The organism is Leisingera sp. S232, assembly GCF_049800895.1.
GTDB lineage: Bacteria > Pseudomonadota > Alphaproteobacteria > Rhodobacterales > Rhodobacteraceae > Leisingera.
This window is the reverse complement of the sequence record NZ_JBNAFX010000007.1, coordinates 116,992-136,051: the sequence shown is the minus strand read 5'-3', so window position 1 is coordinate 136,051 and position 19,060 is coordinate 116,992. Positions and strand designations below refer to the sequence as shown.

21 protein-coding genes are annotated in these 19,060 nt (G+C 57.1%); 14 read left to right on the top strand and 7 right to left on the bottom strand.

The genetic code is table 11. The annotated features are described in order from the left end of the window. From ACP151_RS07655 to ACP151_RS07640, 4 genes are all read right to left on the bottom strand, one after another. A partial coding sequence (locus ACP151_RS07655) for an IS30 family transposase (RefSeq protein ID WP_424977595.1) occupies positions 1-847 on the bottom strand: 847 nt, incomplete at its 3' end. A gap of 214 nt (positions 848-1,061) precedes the next feature. Continuing rightward, complete coding sequence (locus ACP151_RS07650; protein WP_424978288.1) at positions 1,062-2,426, bottom strand: hypothetical protein; 1,365 nt, start codon at positions 2,424-2,426, stop codon at positions 1,062-1,064. 637 nt (positions 2,427-3,063) lie between these two features. Further along, on the bottom strand, positions 3,064-4,377 hold the full coding sequence (locus ACP151_RS07645; protein ID WP_424978287.1) for a hypothetical protein: 1,314 nt from the start codon (positions 4,375-4,377) through the stop codon (positions 3,064-3,066). Continuing rightward, on the bottom strand, positions 4,377-6,002 hold the full coding sequence (locus tag ACP151_RS07640) for an amino acid adenylation domain-containing protein (RefSeq protein WP_424978286.1): 1,626 nt from the start codon (positions 6,000-6,002) through the stop codon (positions 4,377-4,379). The genes ACP151_RS07645 and ACP151_RS07640 overlap by 1 nt, the downstream gene beginning before the upstream one ends. Before the next feature lie 152 nt (positions 6,003-6,154). Between ACP151_RS07640 and ACP151_RS07635 the strand changes: the two genes are divergently transcribed. Together ACP151_RS07635 and ACP151_RS07630 are read left to right on the top strand one after the other, a co-directional pair. Next, the gene (locus ACP151_RS07635; protein WP_424978285.1) at positions 6,155-6,979 is read left to right on the top strand and encodes a DUF6502 family protein; all 825 of its coding nucleotides are present in this window, start codon (positions 6,155-6,157) and stop codon (positions 6,977-6,979) included. A 53-nt stretch (positions 6,980-7,032) separates the two neighbouring features. After that, positions 7,033-7,869 (top strand): DUF5666 domain-containing protein, encoded by an 837-nt coding sequence (locus ACP151_RS07630; protein WP_424978284.1) that lies wholly within the window; start codon positions 7,033-7,035, stop codon positions 7,867-7,869. A gap of 17 nt (positions 7,870-7,886) precedes the next feature. Here the strand turns inward: ACP151_RS07630 and ACP151_RS07625 are convergent, their stop codons facing one another. The 3 genes from ACP151_RS07625 to ACP151_RS07615 all read right to left on the bottom strand — a co-directional run bounded on the left by ACP151_RS07625 (position 7,887) and on the right by ACP151_RS07615 (position 9,972). Further along, entirely contained in the window at positions 7,887-8,633 is a 747-nt protein-coding gene (locus tag ACP151_RS07625; protein ID WP_424978283.1) for a class I SAM-dependent methyltransferase, read from the bottom strand. A gap of 100 nt (positions 8,634-8,733) precedes the next feature. Beyond that, positions 8,734-8,964, bottom strand: a complete 231-nt coding sequence (locus ACP151_RS07620; protein ID WP_424978282.1) for a hypothetical protein — start codon at positions 8,962-8,964, stop codon at positions 8,734-8,736. 69 nt (positions 8,965-9,033) lie between these two features. Further along, positions 9,034-9,972 carry a LysR family transcriptional regulator gene (locus ACP151_RS07615; protein WP_424978281.1) on the bottom strand — a complete coding sequence of 313 codons (939 nt, stop codon included), beginning with the start codon at positions 9,970-9,972 and terminating at the stop codon, positions 9,034-9,036. A 938-nt stretch (positions 9,973-10,910) separates the two neighbouring features. Between ACP151_RS07615 and ACP151_RS07610 the strand changes: the two genes are divergently transcribed. The 12 genes from ACP151_RS07610 to ACP151_RS07555 are packed head-to-tail and all read left to right on the top strand — an operon-like array spanning position 10,911 to position 19,051. Further along, positions 10,911-11,216 carry a hypothetical protein gene (locus tag ACP151_RS07610; RefSeq protein ID WP_424978280.1) on the top strand — a complete coding sequence of 102 codons (306 nt, stop codon included), beginning with the start codon at positions 10,911-10,913 and terminating at the stop codon, positions 11,214-11,216. Further along, positions 11,210-12,310 carry a hypothetical protein gene (locus ACP151_RS07605; RefSeq protein ID WP_424978279.1) on the top strand — a complete coding sequence of 367 codons (1,101 nt, stop codon included), beginning with the start codon at positions 11,210-11,212 and terminating at the stop codon, positions 12,308-12,310. The genes ACP151_RS07610 and ACP151_RS07605 overlap by 7 nt, the downstream gene beginning before the upstream one ends. Beyond that, positions 12,307-12,765 carry a tetratricopeptide repeat protein gene (locus ACP151_RS07600; RefSeq protein ID WP_424978278.1) on the top strand — a complete coding sequence of 153 codons (459 nt, stop codon included), beginning with the start codon at positions 12,307-12,309 and terminating at the stop codon, positions 12,763-12,765. Before ACP151_RS07605 ends, ACP151_RS07600 begins: the two co-directional genes overlap by 4 nt. After that, positions 12,765-13,166, top strand: a complete 402-nt coding sequence (locus tag ACP151_RS07595) for a hypothetical protein (protein ID WP_424978277.1) — start codon at positions 12,765-12,767, stop codon at positions 13,164-13,166. The genes ACP151_RS07600 and ACP151_RS07595 overlap by 1 nt, the downstream gene beginning before the upstream one ends. Positions 13,167-13,191: 25 nt before the next feature. Next, the gene (gene sctJ, locus ACP151_RS07590; protein WP_424978276.1) at positions 13,192-13,965 is read left to right on the top strand and encodes a type III secretion system inner membrane ring lipoprotein SctJ; all 774 of its coding nucleotides are present in this window, start codon (positions 13,192-13,194) and stop codon (positions 13,963-13,965) included. After that, complete coding sequence (locus ACP151_RS07585; RefSeq protein ID WP_424978275.1) at positions 13,962-14,591, top strand: hypothetical protein; 630 nt, start codon at positions 13,962-13,964, stop codon at positions 14,589-14,591. The genes sctJ and ACP151_RS07585 overlap by 4 nt, the downstream gene beginning before the upstream one ends. Continuing rightward, positions 14,578-15,192: an HrpE/YscL family type III secretion apparatus protein gene (locus tag ACP151_RS07580; protein WP_424978274.1), complete on the top strand. Its 615-nt coding sequence runs from the start codon at positions 14,578-14,580 to the stop codon at positions 15,190-15,192. The genes ACP151_RS07585 and ACP151_RS07580 overlap by 14 nt, the downstream gene beginning before the upstream one ends. Then, positions 15,179-16,498, top strand: coding sequence for a FliI/YscN family ATPase (locus ACP151_RS07575; protein ID WP_424978273.1), 1,320 nt, complete (start codon positions 15,179-15,181; stop codon positions 16,496-16,498). The genes ACP151_RS07580 and ACP151_RS07575 overlap by 14 nt, the downstream gene beginning before the upstream one ends. Further along, on the top strand, positions 16,491-16,976 hold the full coding sequence (locus ACP151_RS07570) for a hypothetical protein (protein ID WP_424978272.1): 486 nt from the start codon (positions 16,491-16,493) through the stop codon (positions 16,974-16,976). Before ACP151_RS07575 ends, ACP151_RS07570 begins: the two co-directional genes overlap by 8 nt. Then, complete coding sequence (locus ACP151_RS07565) at positions 16,973-18,130, top strand: FliM/FliN family flagellar motor switch protein (protein ID WP_424978271.1); 1,158 nt, start codon at positions 16,973-16,975, stop codon at positions 18,128-18,130. The genes ACP151_RS07570 and ACP151_RS07565 overlap by 4 nt, the downstream gene beginning before the upstream one ends. Continuing rightward, positions 18,123-18,776, top strand: coding sequence for a type III secretion system export apparatus subunit SctR (gene sctR, locus ACP151_RS07560; protein WP_424978270.1), 654 nt, complete (start codon positions 18,123-18,125; stop codon positions 18,774-18,776). The genes ACP151_RS07565 and sctR overlap by 8 nt, the downstream gene beginning before the upstream one ends. 11 nt (positions 18,777-18,787) lie before the next feature. After that, complete coding sequence (locus tag ACP151_RS07555; protein ID WP_424978269.1) at positions 18,788-19,051, top strand: EscS/YscS/HrcS family type III secretion system export apparatus protein; 264 nt, start codon at positions 18,788-18,790, stop codon at positions 19,049-19,051. Positions 19,052-19,060: the final 9 nt, after the last annotated feature.

Genomic DNA, 19,060 nt, shown 5'->3' with positions numbered 1-19,060 from the left:
CCCTTCGATTGGTGTTCTCGACCGTGCCTTTTTGCCACGGGCTGGAAGGATCGCAGAACCATGTCTGCGTCCCGATTTCGGCCTGCAAATGTGGCCAGCTGACGAACTCGGTACCGCGATCAAAGGTGATTGATTTGCGGGCCAGATGAGGCAGGTCGCGTACGGCTTTCATAATTTTCCCCATCACCGGCTTGGTGCGCTTGTTCGGGTTCTTCAGCAGCACGGTGAAGCGGCTGACACGTTCGACCAGCGAGGTGACATTGGTTTGCCCAAGTTTCTGTTTGAACAGCATCAAATCTCCCTCCCAGTGCCCAAACTGGCGACGGTGAGCGACATCATCTGGCCGGAATAGAATGCTGACATCACGGTCGAACTTGGGCTTCTGGCGCTTCCTGGCACGGCGTGGCCTGCGGGATTTCCGATGTTCGGGCAAGTACCACCAGAGCTCTTGGTCCATGCCTTCCTTAGAATAGATGTAGCGGTAGATCGTCTCCTGGCAGACGCGTAGCGTAGCACCTTCATAGATCATCCGGTTGCCGATCTGCTCGGGCGTCCATCCTTGCTTGATCCGTTCGATGACGCGCTTGCACAGATCGGGATGTCTGATCAGCTTGCGTTGCGTGGAACGGCGTTGCTGCGTGCGCTGGTGTGCTGCCATGCCGAAGTATCCCGCGTACTTCTTGGGAAAGGCATCATCGGCCCAGAAGTTGCGTTTGATCTCTCGGAATATCGTCGACTTGTGACGCTTCAAAACGCGCGCCATCTCAGCGACAGGGACCTTTGCAAGCCACCAGTCTTCGATCCTGCGCCGTTCTTGTAAGCTCAGTTGCGTATATACCGTTCCCATGCAATATTCCTCCTATTAGATAACTCATTGTTTTCTAATAGGAGACGCACTTCAAAATAGCGCGCACCCCGATGCAAGGAGTTTACCTGTAATAGGGATTATGTTTTAAGAACTGCGCGGAGACTCTGATTTTCTACTTTGTCGCAAGAGGTATGGTCTGCCAGAAAGGCTTTGGCTGAAGTGCCATTGCACCCCAGCCGTTGTTTCCTTCCTACTATCTGTTCTGGGCCCAACGCTCCATCATTGGCGGCACCCGAGGTTCTTCTTGTGCTCCGGGTTCATGCCGGGGCGGGTTTGGTGTGTTGTTTACCGCATTGGTCGACCCCCATAGACTATGGCTCGGAGCATCGGGTGCAGCGTTGACCGCCAAGGTTGAGCCCATGGGGTCGTGGTTTGGCGGATTTGACGCGTTGTTTACCGCAATGGTCGACCCCCATAGACTGTGGCTCGGAGCATCGGGAGCTGCGTTGACCGCCAGGGTTGAACCCATGGGATCGTGGTCTGGTGGATTTGGCGTTTTCTGCATCTTACCGGGAATAAGCGACAGGCTGGACTGGGACGTTCCAGGCCCGGAACGTGCCGCCGCATTCTCTGGTATGGACGGCAGCGGCTGTGGCATCCTGCCAAATGCCGCTTTGGGAGCAGGAACAGGCGGCGGCGGTACATCTTTTGCATAATCCTGGTTCCTGACAGCCTTCCACTTTGCCTGATCCACCTGCTGGAAAACGCTCAGTTTCTTGTCTGTTGCTGCAATATCCGCTGCTTTCTGCGCGTCACGCTTGTCCAGGGAGGCCAGCGCCGCATCCGCGGCTGATTTGGCGGTCTCTTCGTTCATGCGTTTGGGCTTGGCCGCGTCCTGCGCCGGATTGAACCGCAACCGCTCCCGGTCTGCTTGGCGGGCTGCGTCTGCTTCAGCCTTCTCGGCCAGCTTCTGAGCCTTGGCCTCAGCTTTGTCCGCTTTCTTCTGAGCCTTTGCTTCAGCTTTCTCCTGGGCCAGTGCCTCAGGCAGGCTGGAAAGGGTCGAATGCCTGCTGAGGTTCGAATTGCTCGATGTCGTTTCCTGCTGCCCTAATGGATTATCAATATTGCCTGCTGAATCTTTTTGCTGAGCAGGCATCTGATAGACGCCAGGGAAGCTGTCATCTAGGATCATGTCCCGAGCATAGGACGGCATTTCTCCGGACGGATCAGCTTCGCGATCTGTCAGCAAATACATTGCAGACGTATACACATTCAACTCGGAAGAAGCGCTTGAACCCTGATGAATTTCAGAAGAGGTGCGGGAAACCTTTTCCCCAAAAACTGTGCTAAAGGCACAGCAATCACGATCGAAACCGGCAACGACTACAGAATCCAGGCCAAGATTCTTGATAGTCTCCCTGAACATTGGATAGACACTTAATTTACAATTATAGTCGTCCTCAGCCCTGTTGTTGCCTTCTTTCTTGTTGCCTTGATAATAGTTTTCATACCCCTCTAGATTCGGCAGTTCTGTATTTTTTACACCATCTATTTCGCCATGAAAGACAGGCAGGCCATTGTCTTTTGCGAACTGAGTCAAGCCAAGGATACGTTCCATATTGCCTTTATGGTCAGGAGTGACCCGGCCTCCCCTTTGACCAATGTCTAGCATGATGACCCCAATCTTTTCTCCCTGGCGTATTCTTTCCGAGAGAAAACTTGTCATCGGAGTTGGTGACGTATTGGGTTCCACCCAATTTGACGCAGCAGCAGCACCCACTGAGGATGCCATTGCGAGGCGACCGGCTGCGAGGTTTTGAATTCCCCGAGGCGAAGGAACAGGGCTTGCAACAGCGTTACCGCTGGGAACCCTGCGCGGGGCTGGGGTCGGTCTGCCAACGGTACTGTCACCGAACACGCTTCTTGGCGAAGGAGCAGGGCCTGCATCGGTATTCCCGCTGGGAACCCTTCGCGGGGCCGGGGTCGGTCTGGAATGCGAGCTGTCGCCGCCCGCACCTGCCTGCACCCTTTGGCGGGCTTTCGGAACGGCACCTCCATGTCCATCATTCTGCAGCGGTTCATTACCGCCATGCAATGCCGCTGATCCACTTCCAGATACTGGATTGACCATCTCTTCCCCCAAATTATTCAAGACTGGGCGCAAGCGATAACAAGGGGCTCACTTATTCTGTTATTTTATCTGTTTATACCTGTTTCCAGGATGTACCCGGCGGCTGATGCCGCCGGGCACAGCTTCAGCTGTCCCAGATCGCTCCATATGCGGGAATGCCGAGCGTCTCCATATCGTGCACGACGCGGCGGGTGAGCTTCTGGTTCGAGATCACGATAACGGCTTCGGCGCCACTGTCGCGTACCGCCTGCAATGCCAGTGCCGATAGGTTCGGTTTGCCGCGGGCATCGGTGTCCCAGATCAGCGGGTTTTCAGTGTGGGCCTCGATCTCATCCACCAGCGCGTCGCCATAGGTGGCGCGGGGGCTGCGGGTGGACCAGATCAGCCGGTTCGGCACCTCGCCCGCCAGCAGATGCGGCAGGATCGGGCCGATGCCGGAGCCAGTGCCGACATAGACCACCTTTTTGAACAAAACTTCGATACGCGCCACGCCGGATGTCGTGATGCCTTTGACCCAGACCTTTTCTGGCGGGTTGTCGATGAACCGCCCTGTCCAGTCCCCTGCCCTGCTGATTGCCAGCCGGTAGCCGGACTGATCCGGCGCAGGGATGTTGGCAAAGGAATGATACTCGCCGAAAGGCGTGCGGCTGATTGCATTGGAACTGCCGGGGAACGGCGTGTCGCCGTAGTCGAACCGCACCAGAACGGCGTGATTGGACGGTTTCACGATATCAACATCCACCCGCTTCAGCGTCAGCCAGGGTGAGGCAATGGACAGGGTGATCAGGCAGAGCATCCAGAAAGCCGGCGTCTGCAGCAGATCGCCGCCGGCATCACGGGTGAGCGAGAGAGTCTGCGCCCAGAACAGTGCCAGCACGGTCCATCCCGCAAATCGGTGGATCTTTTCAAACGCATTGTGGAACCGGGCGCGGATGGGACCGATCGCTGAAATCACCATCAGGGTCATCAATGCGATCATCGCCGCGCTGAGGCCCAGGGTCAGGTCTGATGGAAGTGCGGCGCCGTTCAGCCTGTTTGCCACCATGGCATATAGCAGAAAGCCGAACCAGACAGTGCCCGCCACGGTGCCGCCGGAATGCAGGCCGCCAAAGTGGAAAACCTTGCCTGCGCTCCAGCGGATCCAAAGAGGCCAGCTGACCGGGATCCGGGTTGCCAGCCAGAACAGCGCATTCACCACCCGCTGCTGGCGGATCAGAATCCCCAGTGACAGATTGATCAGTGCCATATCGGCGATGGGGCCAAGCGCAAAGCCATCGCCTGTCAGCCAGTGCCCGCCGTAAAGGCCGACTGTAAAAACTGCCAGGTTGACTGCCGCCACAAGAAAGGCGAGGCGGCGGTATTCCATCAACGCCGGATGCCGGGTGATGCGTCGCCAGTTGTACGGGCGGGCGCCGGGATCAGTGGTTTCCAATGTCATCAGTTCAGCTCCAGGCCTGCCGTTGCGATATGATCCTGGGCCAGCTGCAGAAGCTGCCGTTTGTCCAGCTTGCCCCGCGGGGTGCGGGGCAGCCCGTCCATCGGCAGCACCACCGTTGGCGCGCAATAATAGGGCAGCCGACTATGCACTTCGTTCGCTGCCTTCTTGGGGCAGGCATGTGCCGGAGAAATGAAGCTGACGAGATTTCTGCTGTCATACTTCAATGTGACAGCCTGATCGCAGCATTCGGAACATTCCAGCGCTGCAGTGACCCCGTCGAGCTCGACACGGAAGCCGCGTATTTTGACCAGATCGTCGACCCTGCCAAAATGTTCCAGCGCACCATCTTCGGTCCAGCGGCCCAGATCGCGGGTCCGGAACATCATTCGGCCGGGTCGGAACGGGTCGGGCCGATAGCGGTCTGCGGTGAGGTCCGGGTTGGCCAGATAGCCGGCCGTGACACAGTCGCCTCCTGCCCACATCTCGCCTTTGTGCCCGATTGGCAGGGGGTTCAGGTTATCGTCCAGGATGTAGACCGTGTTATTGGGTGTGGGCCGTCCGATCGACAGGACCGGCTTGTCCGGGTGATGCGGCTCGGCAGTGTTGATGATGGTGGTTTCGGTCGGCCCGCAGGAATTGTAAAAGGTGCAGAACCCGGACCAGGTGTCCGCCAATGGCCGCGGACAGGGTTCACCTGCGACAGCGGCTGTTTTGACCTGCCGGCAGCGGTCGGCATCCAGCGCATTCAGGATAGAGGGCGTGGCGATCAATATGTCCGCCTGCTCGGCTGTCTCCTGGATGGATTTGCCGCGTATCAGCAGTGTGGCGCCATTGGCGAGAGCGCCGAGTGTTTCCCAGGCAGCCATGTCAAAGGCAATCGACAGGATCTGACCCACCTTCAAGCCGGGGCGCATGCCTAAGTCTCCGGGGGAGGTGAGCAGGATATTGGCAAGGTTGGCGTGGGTAACCTGAACGCCATTGGGCACGCCGGTTGTGCCAGACGTGAACAGCATCATTGCCAGGTCATGCGGCTGGACCGCTATCTTATGCTTGCCGGGTTGCTGTGCATCCAGCGCCGGATCATAGGCAACTGTGTCGATTGTGATCAGGGTTTGGTGGGCGGCCACGGGCACCTGCGCTGATAATGTGCTGAGGCTGAGGATCACGCTGGCCCCGGTGGCATCGGCGATGTGGCGCAGGGTTTCCTTGGGCGCGACGCCTACGTGCTGGGGAACATAGGCGGCGCCAAGTTTGAGAATGGCGGCTATTCCCACAAGCATCTCGAGAGACCGGTGCAGATATAGGCATACAGCATCACCGCGCTGCACGCCGTGGGCCTGCAGGACCGCGGCCAGCCGCTCAGAGGCGGCATCAAGGGCACCATAGGTCATGCTGCGGCTGCCCGCCTGTGCGGCAATGGCGTCCGGATGGGATATCATCTGGTGTAGGATGGCATCAGTGATGGTGGGAAAGCGCGGCGGCTGTGACGGGCCAAAGCCGAATTCCAGAAAGCGTTTGCGGTCCGCTTTGCTGAGGACCGCCAAGGGATCTACCTCGGCAGCCTGAACGGCCTGCGGTGCGAGTGTGTTGATATCGGAAATGAAATTTGTGGCTATGTCTTGCATGAGATTCTCCTGAAGTTGAATTCACTACAATTTGATAATGGGAAATTTTCCCATTAGAATTCACAAGAGATCAAAAACCGTTCACGAATCCGTTGGATGTGTAAATAGAGTGTTAATGCTAGGGGGAGCTGACCTGTTTTGGATGCCTGCTGATGACGACCGGACCGGATGACCCCTTTGAGGCTGCATTGGCTGCGCTGCTGGCGCCGCTTGCACAGGCAATGGTGGCGCGCGGCTCGAGTTTTGGCACTGCCAGCGAAGCATTGAAAAAGGCGCTGCTGGAGGCCGCTTTGGCGACTTCGGACGGCAAGTTGAGCGACAGCAGGGCCAGTTTGCTAACTGGGGTGCACCGTAAGGATATTAAGCGTTTGCGCAGCCAGACTGGTGACGAAAACACCCGGCGCAGCGTGAACGCTGCGGCAATGGTGCTCAGCTGTTGGGCCACGGCACCCGAGTATCAGAGCGGCGATGGCTCACCTCTTGATCTGCCCCGCCGGGGCAGCAACGGGAAGCCGGGGTTTGACGAATTGGTGCGACAGACCCGTGCAGATATGGCCCCCGGGACGGTGTTGCAGGCGCTGCTTGATCAGGGTGCAGTTGGGCAGTTGGAGGATGGCCGCTTGCGACTGCTGTCACAGACTTTGGTTCCGGCTGCTGGCGGCGCAGAACAGGTGGCGGCCTATCAGGCGACATTGACCGCGCATCTGGCGGCTGCAACGCAGAATTTGCTGGCAGAGCCCGGCGGGAAACGGCATTTAGACAGAGCTGTGCGCTATTCCCATTTGTCGCAGGCAGCGGTGGAGACGCTGCGGAAAACCTCGACTGAAAAGGTGCAGGCCCTGCTTGAAGAAATCAATAGTGAAGCCCGGCTGTTGCAGGAACAGGATGCAGACGGCGGCCACAGCGGACGGTTTGTCCTGGGCGCTTACATTCTGCCAACCCCGGGAAAGACCTCAAAAGAGGACAAAGAGCCATGAGCTTTGTCAGGCTGCTGTTGCTTGCCATTTTTACGGCTGTTTTTTCAGGGGCCATGGCCTTTGCACAGGAAAGTGAAGAACGTGAAGGCGGCATTATCGGCACCGGGATTGCCGGAACCGTGACGGCGCTTGGCAGCATTGAAGTGAATGGGCAGCAAATCCGTTTTGACGACACGTTGCCGGTTGATGACTCCCTGCCCGGCATGACCGCAGCCAGCCTTCGGCCCGGGCATACGGTTGCAGTGACGGTGCAGCCAGAGGGCACCGGCTGGCGTGCGCTCCATATTCGTCAGATTTGGCCGCTGGCCGGACCGGTCGAGTCGGCTAACAATGGCCGTCTGACAATACTCGGCAGCGAGGTCGAGGCCGGCGAACTGGCAAAAGATGTGGAGCCGGGTGATTGGCTTGCCGTCAGCGGGCTGTGGCAGGGCAACCGGGTTCTGGCATCGCGGCTGGATGTGCTGCCGCAGGACCACCGGCAGGCCCGGCTCAGCGGCAGTTACCTAGGTCCGGACAGGCAAGGCGGGCATCTGGTCGGCGGCACGCGCCTGTACGGATGGAAGCCAGAGCAATTGCAGCCGGGTGTTGTGCTGCGGGTGGTCGGCGCGGCGGTTCCGGGTGGAATTGCTGCCAGTCAGGTGGAAACCGGGCTGTTCAGTGCGGGCGCAGAGGTCGTACTGATCGAAGGATACTACTCCGATCCGAATCCGGACGGTCTTTACACGGTCCTTGGCAGCGGGCTCAGTGCCTTTACCAGCAATCCTTTGATGATCAGCACGGACGACAGGGTCATCCGGTGCGGAATACAGGGACAGCTTGGTTTGCCGCCGGATGCTTCGGTTTCCTCCCGTGCAGCAGCGGTGCAACTGGAGTGCAACGCTGGCAACTGAATGCGGCATCCCGGACCCTACCGCAGCGGCTGCGCCACAAACAGCTGCCTGGGGCAGCCGGGGCCAAAAGGCGTCCGGCCGTAAGTACCGAATTTGTCGACAGGTCTAAGTCCGGCACTTTCCAGAAGACGGTCGAGTTCTCCGGAACTGAGTATGCGCTGTGTATAGCTCGACGCAGCGACAGTTTCGCCGGTCTCGGCGTCTTCAACGCGCCAATGCACCGAAAGCAACCTGTTTGGCCGGTCGTATTCAGATCGTTCCCAGCCACACAAGTTGCGCCCCGACGGAACGTCAGAAAAACGACTGATGATCTGTTCGGGTGTGGATGGGCTGAGAAACCGGTCGTCGACGTTGGAGACGTCGATAATCACCTGGCCAGCATCCGTGCAATGTGCGGCAAAGGCAGAGAGCGCAGTCAGGCTGTCGTGCGGAGAAAGATGCATTAGGGAATTGAATGGGCAGAGGACAGTATCAAACTGCATGCCAAGGTCGAAGGACCGCATATCTGCTTTGATGAAACGTGCCCCGGGCACCCGCTGCCGCGCCCGGTCCAGCATCGCAACAGAGGCATCAATTCCTGTCACAGAAGCGGCAGTTTCCAACAGGACATCTGTCAGTGTTCCTGAACCGCACGCAATTTCGAGCACATGTGACGAAGCCGGTACATAGTGCCGGTAGAAATCGAATTCCTCGTGGCGTTCACCATGCAGAACGTCATAGAAATCCGCGCATTTATCATAGAATTCTACGTTGCCGTCTGGCATCGGTGTGCCCCTTCTGTTTCAAGACGAGGCTAACCTGTGCGCAGGTGATAGCCGCATCGCTTCTACTTATGAGTGTAGGCGGGCGCTCCCAAAGCGCGGCTCAGATTTCAACAACTGAATTGCGGGCGGTGCGTGAAAACAGCAGAACCTGCTCCTCTTCGAGCAGCAGCTGGATCAGCATGTCCTTGTCGTCCTCGGGCAGTTCCGATTCAGCGATGAATTGCCGCGCTTCTGCCAATGCGACCCCCAGGCTCTCGCCGGTGTTCAGGCGTCTGATAACATCAGATATCTCCTCATGTGAGAACTGGAAGACGTTAGCAATCAACTGCATATGCTTCGGAAGGCGCTCTTGTCTGCCATTCCGGTGATCGTCGTGCAGGGCATCCTGAGGCATGTAAGCTTACCCGTAGCAATACCAAGGCAGAGCTGCCGCCTGTGCGGCAGTCTGTTCGGTCTTCAGCAGGCCTTGTATATCCCGGTTGGACACCCTCATGGCATTCATGTAGCCCTTTGGCGTTATGATGCCCAAGGGCGCAGAAACCGGAGAATGGGAAAAGTTCAGCACGCGGGCGATGCCGCTGGCTTCGATTTCCTCGGTCATGGTGGATGGAACAATCACCGGCCGTTTCAGCTCGCTCAGAAAGCTGCTGGTGAATTCTTTGTTATTGATGGTGATCAGGTCGCTGGCATCAAGCCCGGCAGCTGACAAGTTGGCCTGCACTTGAGACAGCAGTTTCGGACTGATGCCAGAGAAAACGGCGGTTCCTTCGGGAACGTTGCTCCATAGCAGCTCGCGGCTGCTGCCTAAGAAGTCGCTTTCGACCGGCACAGCCAGGCAGATCGAAATCTGGCCAATCTGTTTGAAGTCCACATTTGAACTGTCCGGGGTGCCATCGATGAAACCGATGATGGCTTCGCGCTTGGCAACGGCGTCGATGACTTCCTGACGACGGCGGCTGCTGATCTCGATGTTTGTTTCCTGATAGCGGCTCATGATTTCGGTCAGGTTGCCCATGTCTATGTTGGACGAATAGGCATCCTGAACCAGGGCGGACTTCCGCACCGAGCGGTGGAGGTTGGTGATCTTTCCGATCTCCAGTTCATAAGAACTGACAACCCGGGAAAAGACCTTAAGAACCTCCTCCCCTTCCGGTGTCGGCTTGGTGGTTCGGACCTTGCCGGACCGCAGGAAAAGCTGATGTCTAGAAACGTCTTCAATTTCGTCGACAATAGCTGCAGCAGCCGGTTGTGAAATTTTTTCGGCGATTGCGCCTTTTGTGAAGCTTCCTGCCTCAACGATGGCCATGAAGACCTTCATTTTCCGTAGACTTATTTCCATTTATTATTATCCCCATCCCATGAAGGATAAATTCGCGCGGACCAAGTGATCCCGTTAGCACCCAGCGTTACCTGACAGTAACATCTCTGGATGTTAAATCTTTCCCGCCGAACAGAAATACACAAGCGTAAGAAAAGTTAAAGCGATTTTCTGGTGGATTGTGTGTTCGTAAGTTTCGAACGAATATCCCTTGCAGGCAGGGATTAAAGTGCCAAAAGGATGAGGGAATAACTTTTTTGTGAAAAAATTTGAATGCGATGATGCTGTCGTAGGTCGAGCTTGGGACTGTGAAGTCAGCAAAAGAAATAGCATCAGTAACAAGTTAAGCAAGGATGGGAATTTTGCCCAGTTGGTAAAAAATAGTTATAAAACAGAATCCTATGGCAAATTTTGATTGGTGGTCTGTGTATTGAAGAGCCTGGTGGCGTGAGCGGAGGTCATTCAGGAATTCAGGCGGTGAATGAATGCGATTTTTCTCTGTTTCTCATTTTATTAGGTTGGTCCAATTCTCACTTTAGGGCGCTGGCTGGTAAGGTTCTGAGAAATACGCAAGGCCCGCCTCCATCGATTCCAGGCGGTGACTTTATGTCATGGATAACTGTGGGCCAAAATTACAAGTTGCGTAACAATCTTTGGGTGTATAATTGCGCGCGCCCGCCAAGATTGGATTTGTCGGAGAAATCCGCTCCGAGTTTCGACGCTGCTTACCCTACGTAACAATGAGGGTCAGCATTAGGCATAGGGCGAAGGGAGTGCAAATTTCAAATTTTAATGATCCATAATCCCTCGTTATAAGGTAAGAGTTGCTGACCTTACCCTCTGTGTTGTTGGCCCGCTTTTCGGCCGGGTTGTGCTGACTACCCGGGAAATAAGAAAAACAGATTACGTCATAGGTAAAACAAAGGAGTATTCTCGGGGGCAAATTCGGGGATGTTGCGATGCCTGTTGCCGGTGGGTCGTTCAAATCATTCAGTGAGGCTGGTGTAAGCTTTGAGAGCATCCTGTATCAGGGGATGCTGGGCGGGAGTGCTGCAGTTCAGTCTTACCTGATGCTGCGCCGGAAAATGTTTCTACGCAGCATGTCTCAGGCATCGTCAGCAGGACTGGAGCTGGAAAAGTTCATTCGGGCAGTGACGGTCATCGATCAATCCGTCGCGCTTCTGGAACTGCTGGCGAATCCAGATCCGGGAACAATGCCTGAGAACGGACCGATCTCTGGCGAAAGCGATGCTGGCGAATGCTGATTGTCAAAATTATATCGGACGGGCTGGAAGACCGCTTTGTCAGCCTGGTTGAAGGCGTCCACATCGTCGGATCCAGCATCGATTCTGACATTGTTCTGCTGGATGGCGGGATTGATCCGCAGCATTTTTCGGTCGTTGTGTCGCCAGAGGGTGTCGCGGTCGAGATGTCAGCCGACTCCAGCGGAAATCTGCAGCGCAGCCAGGGAGAGAGCGTTGAACCTGTGGATCCTGGGTCTTCGTTTCAGTGGGCATGGGGGGATACGCTGATCCTGGGCGGTACCCGCATTCAGATGCAGGGCGATGTCCTGCGAAACCCGGCGTTTGCAGCGCCCGCGCCGGACAGTGATGGCAAGACGCCCCGGCCCTTTCGGATCAAACTGGTGGGAAGTGCTGCCGCCGGTCTGTTTGCAGCCATTCTCATTCTGACCCAGGTGGGTGCGGTGGAAACTGGTGAGGCGCAGGCAGCACCAGAGGCCGTTGAAGCTGAAGCGCCCGCTATTGAAATGGCCGATAACAACCTGCCTGACAAACCGGACCGCCAGGAGGTTCTGGCCGGACTTGCCGCGCGGGGGATCACGGTTGCCGGTTTTGCCCCTTTGGGGGAAGGATGGACCGGCACAGTTCGGGTGGCGACCCAGTCAGAACGAATGCGCGTTGACGCATCGCTTGGCGCGCTGGCGCCCTATTTCACGCCGCGGTTTTTTGTGGATGACCGTTTGGCCGCTGCTGCTGAGTTGGTAATCCGGAGTATTGCACCCAAAGCCGTCATTGAATCCGTCGCCAATGGGGAAATCATGGTCAGCGGCATTGCTGCAGATGTGCCAAAGGCAGAAATGCTGCGCGATAACCTGATGGCGGATGTCCCCGGGCTTCAGTCTGTCAGCTTTGACAATGGTCGGCAGGAAAGCCTGGATATGGTGGGCGACAAGATCGCCGGCACCTGGGCGGGGAAATTCCCTTATGTGCTTCTGGAAGACGGCAAAACCGTGCGTCCGGGTGAGGAAATCAGCAAGGATGCGCTGCTGATCCAGGTGCATCAGCAGGCAATCATCGTTGAGATCGGCGAGTCCCGGCATGAGGTGAAATTGCAATGAATATGGCCGCACCGTTGTTCAATGCAGACGACATGTTCGTGCTCGGCAATATCGCCGCCACAGCGATCAAAAAGGGGCATGGCGCCCTGGCTGAGCCGCTTTTGAAACTCATTCAGGAAGAACGCCCAGCCAATGCCGGCGCGTTTGTTCTGGAGGCGATGTATCTGCATTCTGTTGGCAGAACCGATGATGCGCGGGAGTTTCTCGAGACATCAGGCGCGTTTCAGACGGAAAACAACCGGGATGAGGCCGTCGCGTTTCATCTCTATCTGATGCAGCAGGCCGGACAAATCGAACAGGCCCACGAACTTGGCCAAACCTATCTGGCCGAAGGTCTTGTGACTTCAGATTCTGCTGTTTCAGCCGTGTCCACTGTCGTCTCTGAATGCGCAGACGAACTTTTTGAAACCATCGAAGACATCGATGGATCATCTGTACCGGAGGAAGTGAAATGATGCCGTCAATCAGCGGAACTGCACCTGTTGCGCAGTCTGCAACCGGCCAGGAAGACACCGGTGTGCCTGGAATTGCCAAGAATTTCAGCGAAACACTGCAAGGGTATGAGCAGCACATTATCGGCGACATTGAAAAGTCGCTGGCGCCTGACAGCGCGATTCAGAAGCTACCCAAGCATATGCAGGACCAGTTCAAGACGTGGGACAATCACTTCACAGATCCGGAGTCCCGGGCACTGATGGAATCGGTGAAGAAGAAGATCATCGAAATGCACGGCAGCAATCAGGACTACATCCGGGAAAAGGTGAAGTCGAACGCAGACAAGATCAGGATCGAGTTTGCAATCAAGGCCATCAGCAAAACCACAAACGGGATCCAGCAGATTCTGTCTGCCCAGTGATGGTTTGAGCTGGGGGGCGCAGATCATGATCAGGCAGATTTTTGGCCAGCTGCAGGCCTGGAGCAAATTCACCGTGCTTGCCGCGGTATTGTGTCTGGCTGGCTGCCAGGTGGAATTGAACAGCAACCTCGAAGAACGTGAGGCGAACGAGATGCTGTCCAAGCTGCTGTCGCATGGTCTTGTTGCCTCAAAAGAAAAGCAGGACGGAGGCATCACGCTTTATGTTGAGAAATCGCAGTTCGGCGCGGCGGTCGAACTGCTGAACGGCTACGGGCTGCCGCGCCGCAAATTTGTCAACATGGGTGAGGTGTTCAGCACCGAAGGACTGGTTGCAAGCCCGATGCAGGAATGGGCGCGCTACAACTTTGCATTGAGTCAGGAACTGTCCAAGTCGATTTCCTCCTTTCCAGGGGTGATTTCAGCAGAAGTGCATATTGCCAACCCACGGGATACCAAGCCCTTTGAAGACCCGCCCCCGCCCAGTGCTTCCGTGCTGGTTCTTATTGGTGAGGACTACGTCACCGAAAACCTGATCCCGCAGATCAAGCAGCTTGTTTCCTTCAGCATTGAAAACATCGACTACGACAGGGTCGGCGTCGTGCTGTCCCCTGTGGCACCGCCCAAAGTCGAGGCCGGCCAGATGGTCAGCTTTGCCGGTGTTCTGGTGCATCAAAGCAGCTTGATGACCGCCAGGATTCTACTGGTCGCAGCTGCCTTGCTGGCCGCGTTCGGGCTGGCCGGTTCCTTTGGGTTGGTCAAATGGCTGCAAAGCCGCAGTGGCAAAGGACCGGTATCGTGACCGTTGCGCGGATGTCAGCGCGGCCTTCGGAGTTTGTAGCCCCGGAGCAGTTTCAGGCCCTGACAGGGATGAACAACCCGATGCTGGCCGACGCTATGTGGCAAACTGCGGTGCTTCGCCTGTCGATCGATGACTTCCTGCGCGAGAGCCTTTTGCCGTTGCCCAGCCTGCCATCGGATGTGGCCGGGATTTATGAAAAGATTGCCTTTAGCAGCCAGGAAGAGCTCATGAGCCTGGCGCGGGTATTATCTGTGCTCATCAATTTTGCGGCAGTTGTTGCGACAACGGACAGCAAACGCTTGAATGCGGTGGTGGAATGGTGCGGAAATGCCGGCCTGCTTGACCTTCTGCGCAACCGTAAACTGCCGGAGTTCAAGAGCTTTCCGGTGCTGTCCAGCCTGTCTATCGACATGCTAGAGCTGTATGCCTCGCATATCCTTGTGCATTTGATCGGGGTTCTGCCCGAAGGCTATCGGCAGCGTCTGCTGCTGAGATATCCCCCGGGCACCTATTCGGCTGAGCGCGCGTTTGCGGATGATGATCCGGACAGGCTGGTTTTTGACAAATACCTGCAGCTGGCGGTGCCGCTGTGGCCGTCAGCAGGAGAGCGGCATGCGCAGGATTGAACTGCCAGGCCCGGCCCCGAGACCGGCAAACGGGATCATCCGGGGTGAGCTGCTGGCCGCCGTCAATGAGGCGGATGCCTGTGTAACCGCCGCCAAGGAATGGTCTTTACAGGAGCAGGCCCGGATCGCCCGTCTGGCTGAAGACGCTGAAGCAAAAGCACGGCAATCGGGATATGAAGCTGGTTTGCAGCTGTTTGCCGAGGCAGGAAGCAAGCTCGATGCGGCGCGTGAAGCCCTCGCAGGCCGGGTCGAGCAACTGGTTGAACAATGCTTGCTGCAGGTGCTGGGCGGTATGCCGAAGGCCGATCTGTTTGAAGCAACCCTGACCTCAGTCCTGTCTGAGCTCCGGTCGGAAACGGCGCTGGTGGCGCGGGTGCACCCGGATCATGCCAGCGCCCTTGCGCAGGCGATCCATGCCGTCCGGAACAGTTTTGGCAGCCGCATTCAGATCAGTGCTGAATTTGATCAGTCGATGCCTGCAGACGACTGCATGATCTATACCGATACAGAGGTTATCAATGCCGGTGTCCCGGTGATGGTTGAGCAGCTGATTGACGCCTTTGTCGCGGCTGCAGACCGCGGAGGCGATGATGCAGTCTGACCCGAAGCCCCGCGCAGAGAGCAGGGAAGGTTCGGGTCCTGCGATCTTCAAAAGATATGGACGCGTTCAGAATGTGTCTGGGGCCGTGGTCCGTGCCACAGGCAACTACAGCATAGGTGAAATCTGTTCCATCACGCGCGCCAATCAGGAACCCATACTGGCGGAAGTGGTTGGTTTTGACGGGCCAGAAGCCCTGCTGACGCCTTACGGGTTTTCCAACGGAATGTCCTATAATTCGACAATCCGTCCCGTCATGCCAGAATTTCTGGTGCCCGTCGGCGAAGCGATGACAGGCCGGGTTGTAAACGGGCTGGGCAAGCCGATCGACGGCGGGCCGGAGATTGAGACGGATCAGTACTACCGGGGCATGCGCCCTCCCCCGGACCCGATGAGCCGACCGGTCATCGACAGGCCGTTTTCATTGGGTGTGCGCGCTTTGGACGGCACGCTGACCTGCGGCGACGGACAGCGGGTCGGGATTTTTGCTGCTGCAGGCGGCGGCAAGTCGACGCTGATGTCGATGCTGGTAAAATTTGCCGAATGCGACCGCTGCGTGATTGCCCTGATCGGCGAACGCGGCCGCGAGGTGCGGGAGTTTGTCGAGCATCAGCTGGGAGCGGAAGGCATGGCGAAATCCATCGTCATTGTTGCCACCTCAGACAGCCCGGCGATTGAACAGGTCAAAGCAGCCTATACCGCAACAGCCATTGCCGAATACCACCGGGACCGCGGCGAGCGGGTGCTGTTGCTGATGGACAGCCTGACACGGTTTGCCCGGGCGCAGCGTCAGATCGGCCTGTCCGCCGGCGAACCTCCGACCCGGCGGGGTTTCCCCCCTTCGGTTTTCGAACGGCTGCCATCATTGCTGGAGCGCACCGGCAAGAACGAACACGGGTCCATCACCGCACTTTACACCGTGCTGGTCGAAGGTGACGACATGAACGAACCCGTGGCAGACGAGGTCCGGTCGCTCTTGGACGGACATATTGTACTGTCGCGCAAACTGGCTGCCTCGGGTCACTATCCGGCAATTGACGTTCTAAACAGCGCCAGTCGGGTGCTTGGTGCCATAACCAGCGAGGACCATCAGGCACTGATCGGCAAGATGCGAGGGCTGCTGGCCAAGTATCAGGAAATCGAGCTTCTGGTCCGTATCGGCGAATACATTGAAGGAACAGATCCCGAAGCTGATGCGGCGATCCATTATAAGCCGCTGATTGAGTCCTTCCTGAAGCAGCGAACCAACGAGTTCTCCTCCTACGACGAGACACTGTCGCATCTGTATGAGATCCTGGGCCATGCGTGAATTTGCATCACTCGTGGCGGTTCGAAACCGCAAACTGGATCGGTTCAGAGCAGCAGAACAGCAGGTCAAGCGAGAACGGTTTCAGGCCGTGAAGGCGGTCGAAGAGGCGCGGGCCGCGGTGGAGGACTACCGAAAAGAGATCATGACGCTTGAACTTGACCTGCTGAACGAAGTGCTGAACACGCGGGTTACGGTGACTGATCTGACAGCGATCGAGCACACTCTGAAAGAGGCCGAAGAAAAGGCTCATGCGCTGATGGATGACGTCCGGCAGGCCGAAGACGCTTTGCTGGAGGCCGAAGAGACGCAGCGGCAGGCCAGCCTCGACAAACGGGCAGCCCAGGCCTCTCTGAACAAGAGCACTGAAATTCTGAATATTCTGAAGGAAGATCACAAAGCAGCGCTTGTGCAGGCTGAAGACGCGGAAATCGATGCCTTTGTCGAAGTCCGCTATGGCCGGGCCGGGGCGTCAAGATGAAGCCGTTTACAGGGCTGCCGAAAATACAGCCGGACGTGGCCGCGCTGTGCAATGTACTGGCCGGGCGGCAGTGGTTCTTTGAAGGTCAGTTCCGGGTATTCGGTTCTGAAACCAAAGTCGTGCCTTGTCCTGTGGCCATCGAATTCCATCCGCTTGAAACCTTGCCGGACCGCCTGACAGGTCTGTCGGCGGAAACCGCGTTTGGCAGTTTTGATGTCTTCGTCGAACCGGATTTCGTCCGGCAGATCAGCGATATCTGCCTGCCGGGCTGGGACCAGGAACCTGCCGCAGCTGTCAGGCCTGACTGGCTGGCGCTTTTTGCGCTGTCGCAAATCGCCGAGATGATCGGGATCGGACCGGAAATTGAAACGGCCTGGTCCCAGCGGGATTTTATGCGGCTCAGGCCAAACGATCTGACCGGCACGGTCAGCGGCACGCTGCATGTCAACGGTGCGGCGCATGTGTTTGTGATCAGAACCTGGTCGGTTCAGGCCGAAACGGTCGCCGCGTTGATCGGCAATTCAGCAGGTTGGCAAGCCGGCATGACCGACCCGGGCTTCTTGCTGGACGTTCGGCCTGCCACGCGGCCGGTGGCGTTGAACGATTTCAAACGCTTGTGTCCGGGCGACATTCTTTTGCTGCCGCAGACCGCGGACGGCCTGCCGGTGCAGGCCTGGCTTGGCCGGGAAATGTATTGGTCCGGGGTGCTGGATTTTGACGGCCGGGCGGTGATTCAGGGTAAAGCGAAAAGGGTATATGGCATGCATGATCAGGACTACTTTCCATCGGAAGTGTCTGAATTCGAAGACGGTCCAGACGGTTTTGCAGGGGGTGACGACGACGCCTGGCTAGAGGCTGAAGCTGCGGTTGCCGAGGCAGATTTCGAAGAACTGCAGGCCCCCACTTCAGACTTTCCTCTGGGACAGCTGCCGGTGCGCCTGGATTTCAAACTGGATGCAAAGACGCTGACCTTGGATGCCTTCAGCCGTCTGGGCGGAGGATCGGTTCTAGAGCTGGATTTTGACTTGGATGTTGCCCTGACAATTGAGGCAAACGGAACACCTGTCGGGACCGGCCAGCTGGTACAGATCGGTGACAGTGTCGGGCTGCAGATCATGAAATGGCATCCACGGAGCACGGCCGGCGATGAGTGAGGACCTGCCAGCCATCATCCCCACGGCGATTGCGATCATGGGGCTGACGTTTCTGCCATTTCTGGTGGTGATGGGCACGGCTTTTACCAAGATTTCCATCGTGCTGATGCTTCTGCGCAATGCTTTGGGGGTTCAGCAGGCACCCTCCGGCATGGTGATCAATTCCATCGCTCTGACCCTGACGGCCTTCATCATGGTGCCGGTTGGCGATGCCATACTGCGAGAGCTGCAGCAGCTGAACCTGACACTGTCTGACTGGGACAGCGCTATCCGTGTGTTTGACGTGATGACCAGCAACATGTCCGGCTACCTGACGCGCTTTGCCAACGAGCGCGAGCTGGAGTTTTTCATGGATGCGGCCCGGGCAATCTGGCCGGAAACGATGCATGGCTACATTACCGCAGACAACATCTTCCTGCTGCTGCCGGCGCATGTCACCTCGGAAATCACCAGAGCCTTTGAAATCGCCTTCCTGCTGTTTCTGCCCTTTGTGGTCGTGGATATGGTGGTGTCCAATATCCTGCTGGCGATGGGCGCGATGATGGTGCCGCCGATGCTGGTTTCACTGCCGATCAAAATTCTGCTGTTTGTGGCGGCAGACGGCTGGGCCCGCCTGCTGCACGGGCTGATCCTGAGCTATGTCTGACAGGAGCGATCATGTCCCCGAATGAAGTCATGCTGACTGCAAAAAATGCGGTTCTGATGGTTTTCTACCTGTCGATGCCGATCATCATTGCGGCCACGGTTGTCGGATTGATCATCGCGCTGCTGCAGACCTTGATCCAGCTGCAGGAGCAGACACTGGCCTTTGCCGCCAAACTGGCGGCGGTCATTGCGATGTTCTTCTTTACGGGCGGCTGGATGTCATATGAATTGCTCAAGCTGCTTGGACAGACGCTTGACCGCATCGGCGGTCAATAGGCGCGGACC

Excerpts from the sequence above, each read along its gene's own strand:
- ACP151_RS07650 (WP_424978288.1), bottom strand. The coding sequence starts at position 2,426 with ATGGAACGTATCCTTGGCTTGACTCAGTTCGCAAAAGACAATGGCCTG.
- ACP151_RS07645 (WP_424978287.1), bottom strand. The coding sequence starts at position 4,377 with ATGACATTGGAAACCACTGATCCCGGCGCCCGCCCGTACAACTGGCGA.
- ACP151_RS07640 (WP_424978286.1), bottom strand. The coding sequence starts at position 6,002 with ATGCAAGACATAGCCACAAATTTCATTTCCGATATCAACACACTCGCA.
- ACP151_RS07635 (WP_424978285.1), top strand. The coding sequence starts at position 6,155 with ATGACGACCGGACCGGATGACCCCTTTGAGGCTGCATTGGCTGCGCTG.
- ACP151_RS07630 (WP_424978284.1), top strand. The coding sequence starts at position 7,033 with ATGGCCTTTGCACAGGAAAGTGAAGAACGTGAAGGCGGCATTATCGGC.
- ACP151_RS07625 (WP_424978283.1), bottom strand. The coding sequence starts at position 8,633 with ATGCCAGACGGCAACGTAGAATTCTATGATAAATGCGCGGATTTCTAT.
- ACP151_RS07620 (WP_424978282.1), bottom strand. The coding sequence starts at position 8,964 with ATGCAGTTGATTGCTAACGTCTTCCAGTTCTCACATGAGGAGATATCT.
- ACP151_RS07615 (WP_424978281.1), bottom strand. The coding sequence starts at position 9,972 with ATGGAAATAAGTCTACGGAAAATGAAGGTCTTCATGGCCATCGTTGAG.
- ACP151_RS07610 (WP_424978280.1), top strand. The coding sequence starts at position 10,911 with ATGCCTGTTGCCGGTGGGTCGTTCAAATCATTCAGTGAGGCTGGTGTA.
- ACP151_RS07605 (WP_424978279.1), top strand. The coding sequence starts at position 11,210 with ATGCTGATTGTCAAAATTATATCGGACGGGCTGGAAGACCGCTTTGTC.
- ACP151_RS07600 (WP_424978278.1), top strand. The coding sequence starts at position 12,307 with ATGAATATGGCCGCACCGTTGTTCAATGCAGACGACATGTTCGTGCTC.
- ACP151_RS07595 (WP_424978277.1), top strand. The coding sequence starts at position 12,765 with ATGCCGTCAATCAGCGGAACTGCACCTGTTGCGCAGTCTGCAACCGGC.
- sctJ (WP_424978276.1), top strand. The coding sequence starts at position 13,192 with ATGATCAGGCAGATTTTTGGCCAGCTGCAGGCCTGGAGCAAATTCACC.
- ACP151_RS07580 (WP_424978274.1), top strand. The coding sequence starts at position 14,578 with ATGCGCAGGATTGAACTGCCAGGCCCGGCCCCGAGACCGGCAAACGGG.
- ACP151_RS07575 (WP_424978273.1), top strand. The coding sequence starts at position 15,179 with ATGATGCAGTCTGACCCGAAGCCCCGCGCAGAGAGCAGGGAAGGTTCG.
- ACP151_RS07570 (WP_424978272.1), top strand. The coding sequence starts at position 16,491 with ATGCGTGAATTTGCATCACTCGTGGCGGTTCGAAACCGCAAACTGGAT.
- ACP151_RS07565 (WP_424978271.1), top strand. The coding sequence starts at position 16,973 with ATGAAGCCGTTTACAGGGCTGCCGAAAATACAGCCGGACGTGGCCGCG.
- sctR (WP_424978270.1), top strand. The coding sequence starts at position 18,123 with ATGAGTGAGGACCTGCCAGCCATCATCCCCACGGCGATTGCGATCATG.
- ACP151_RS07555 (WP_424978269.1), top strand. The coding sequence starts at position 18,788 with ATGTCCCCGAATGAAGTCATGCTGACTGCAAAAAATGCGGTTCTGATG.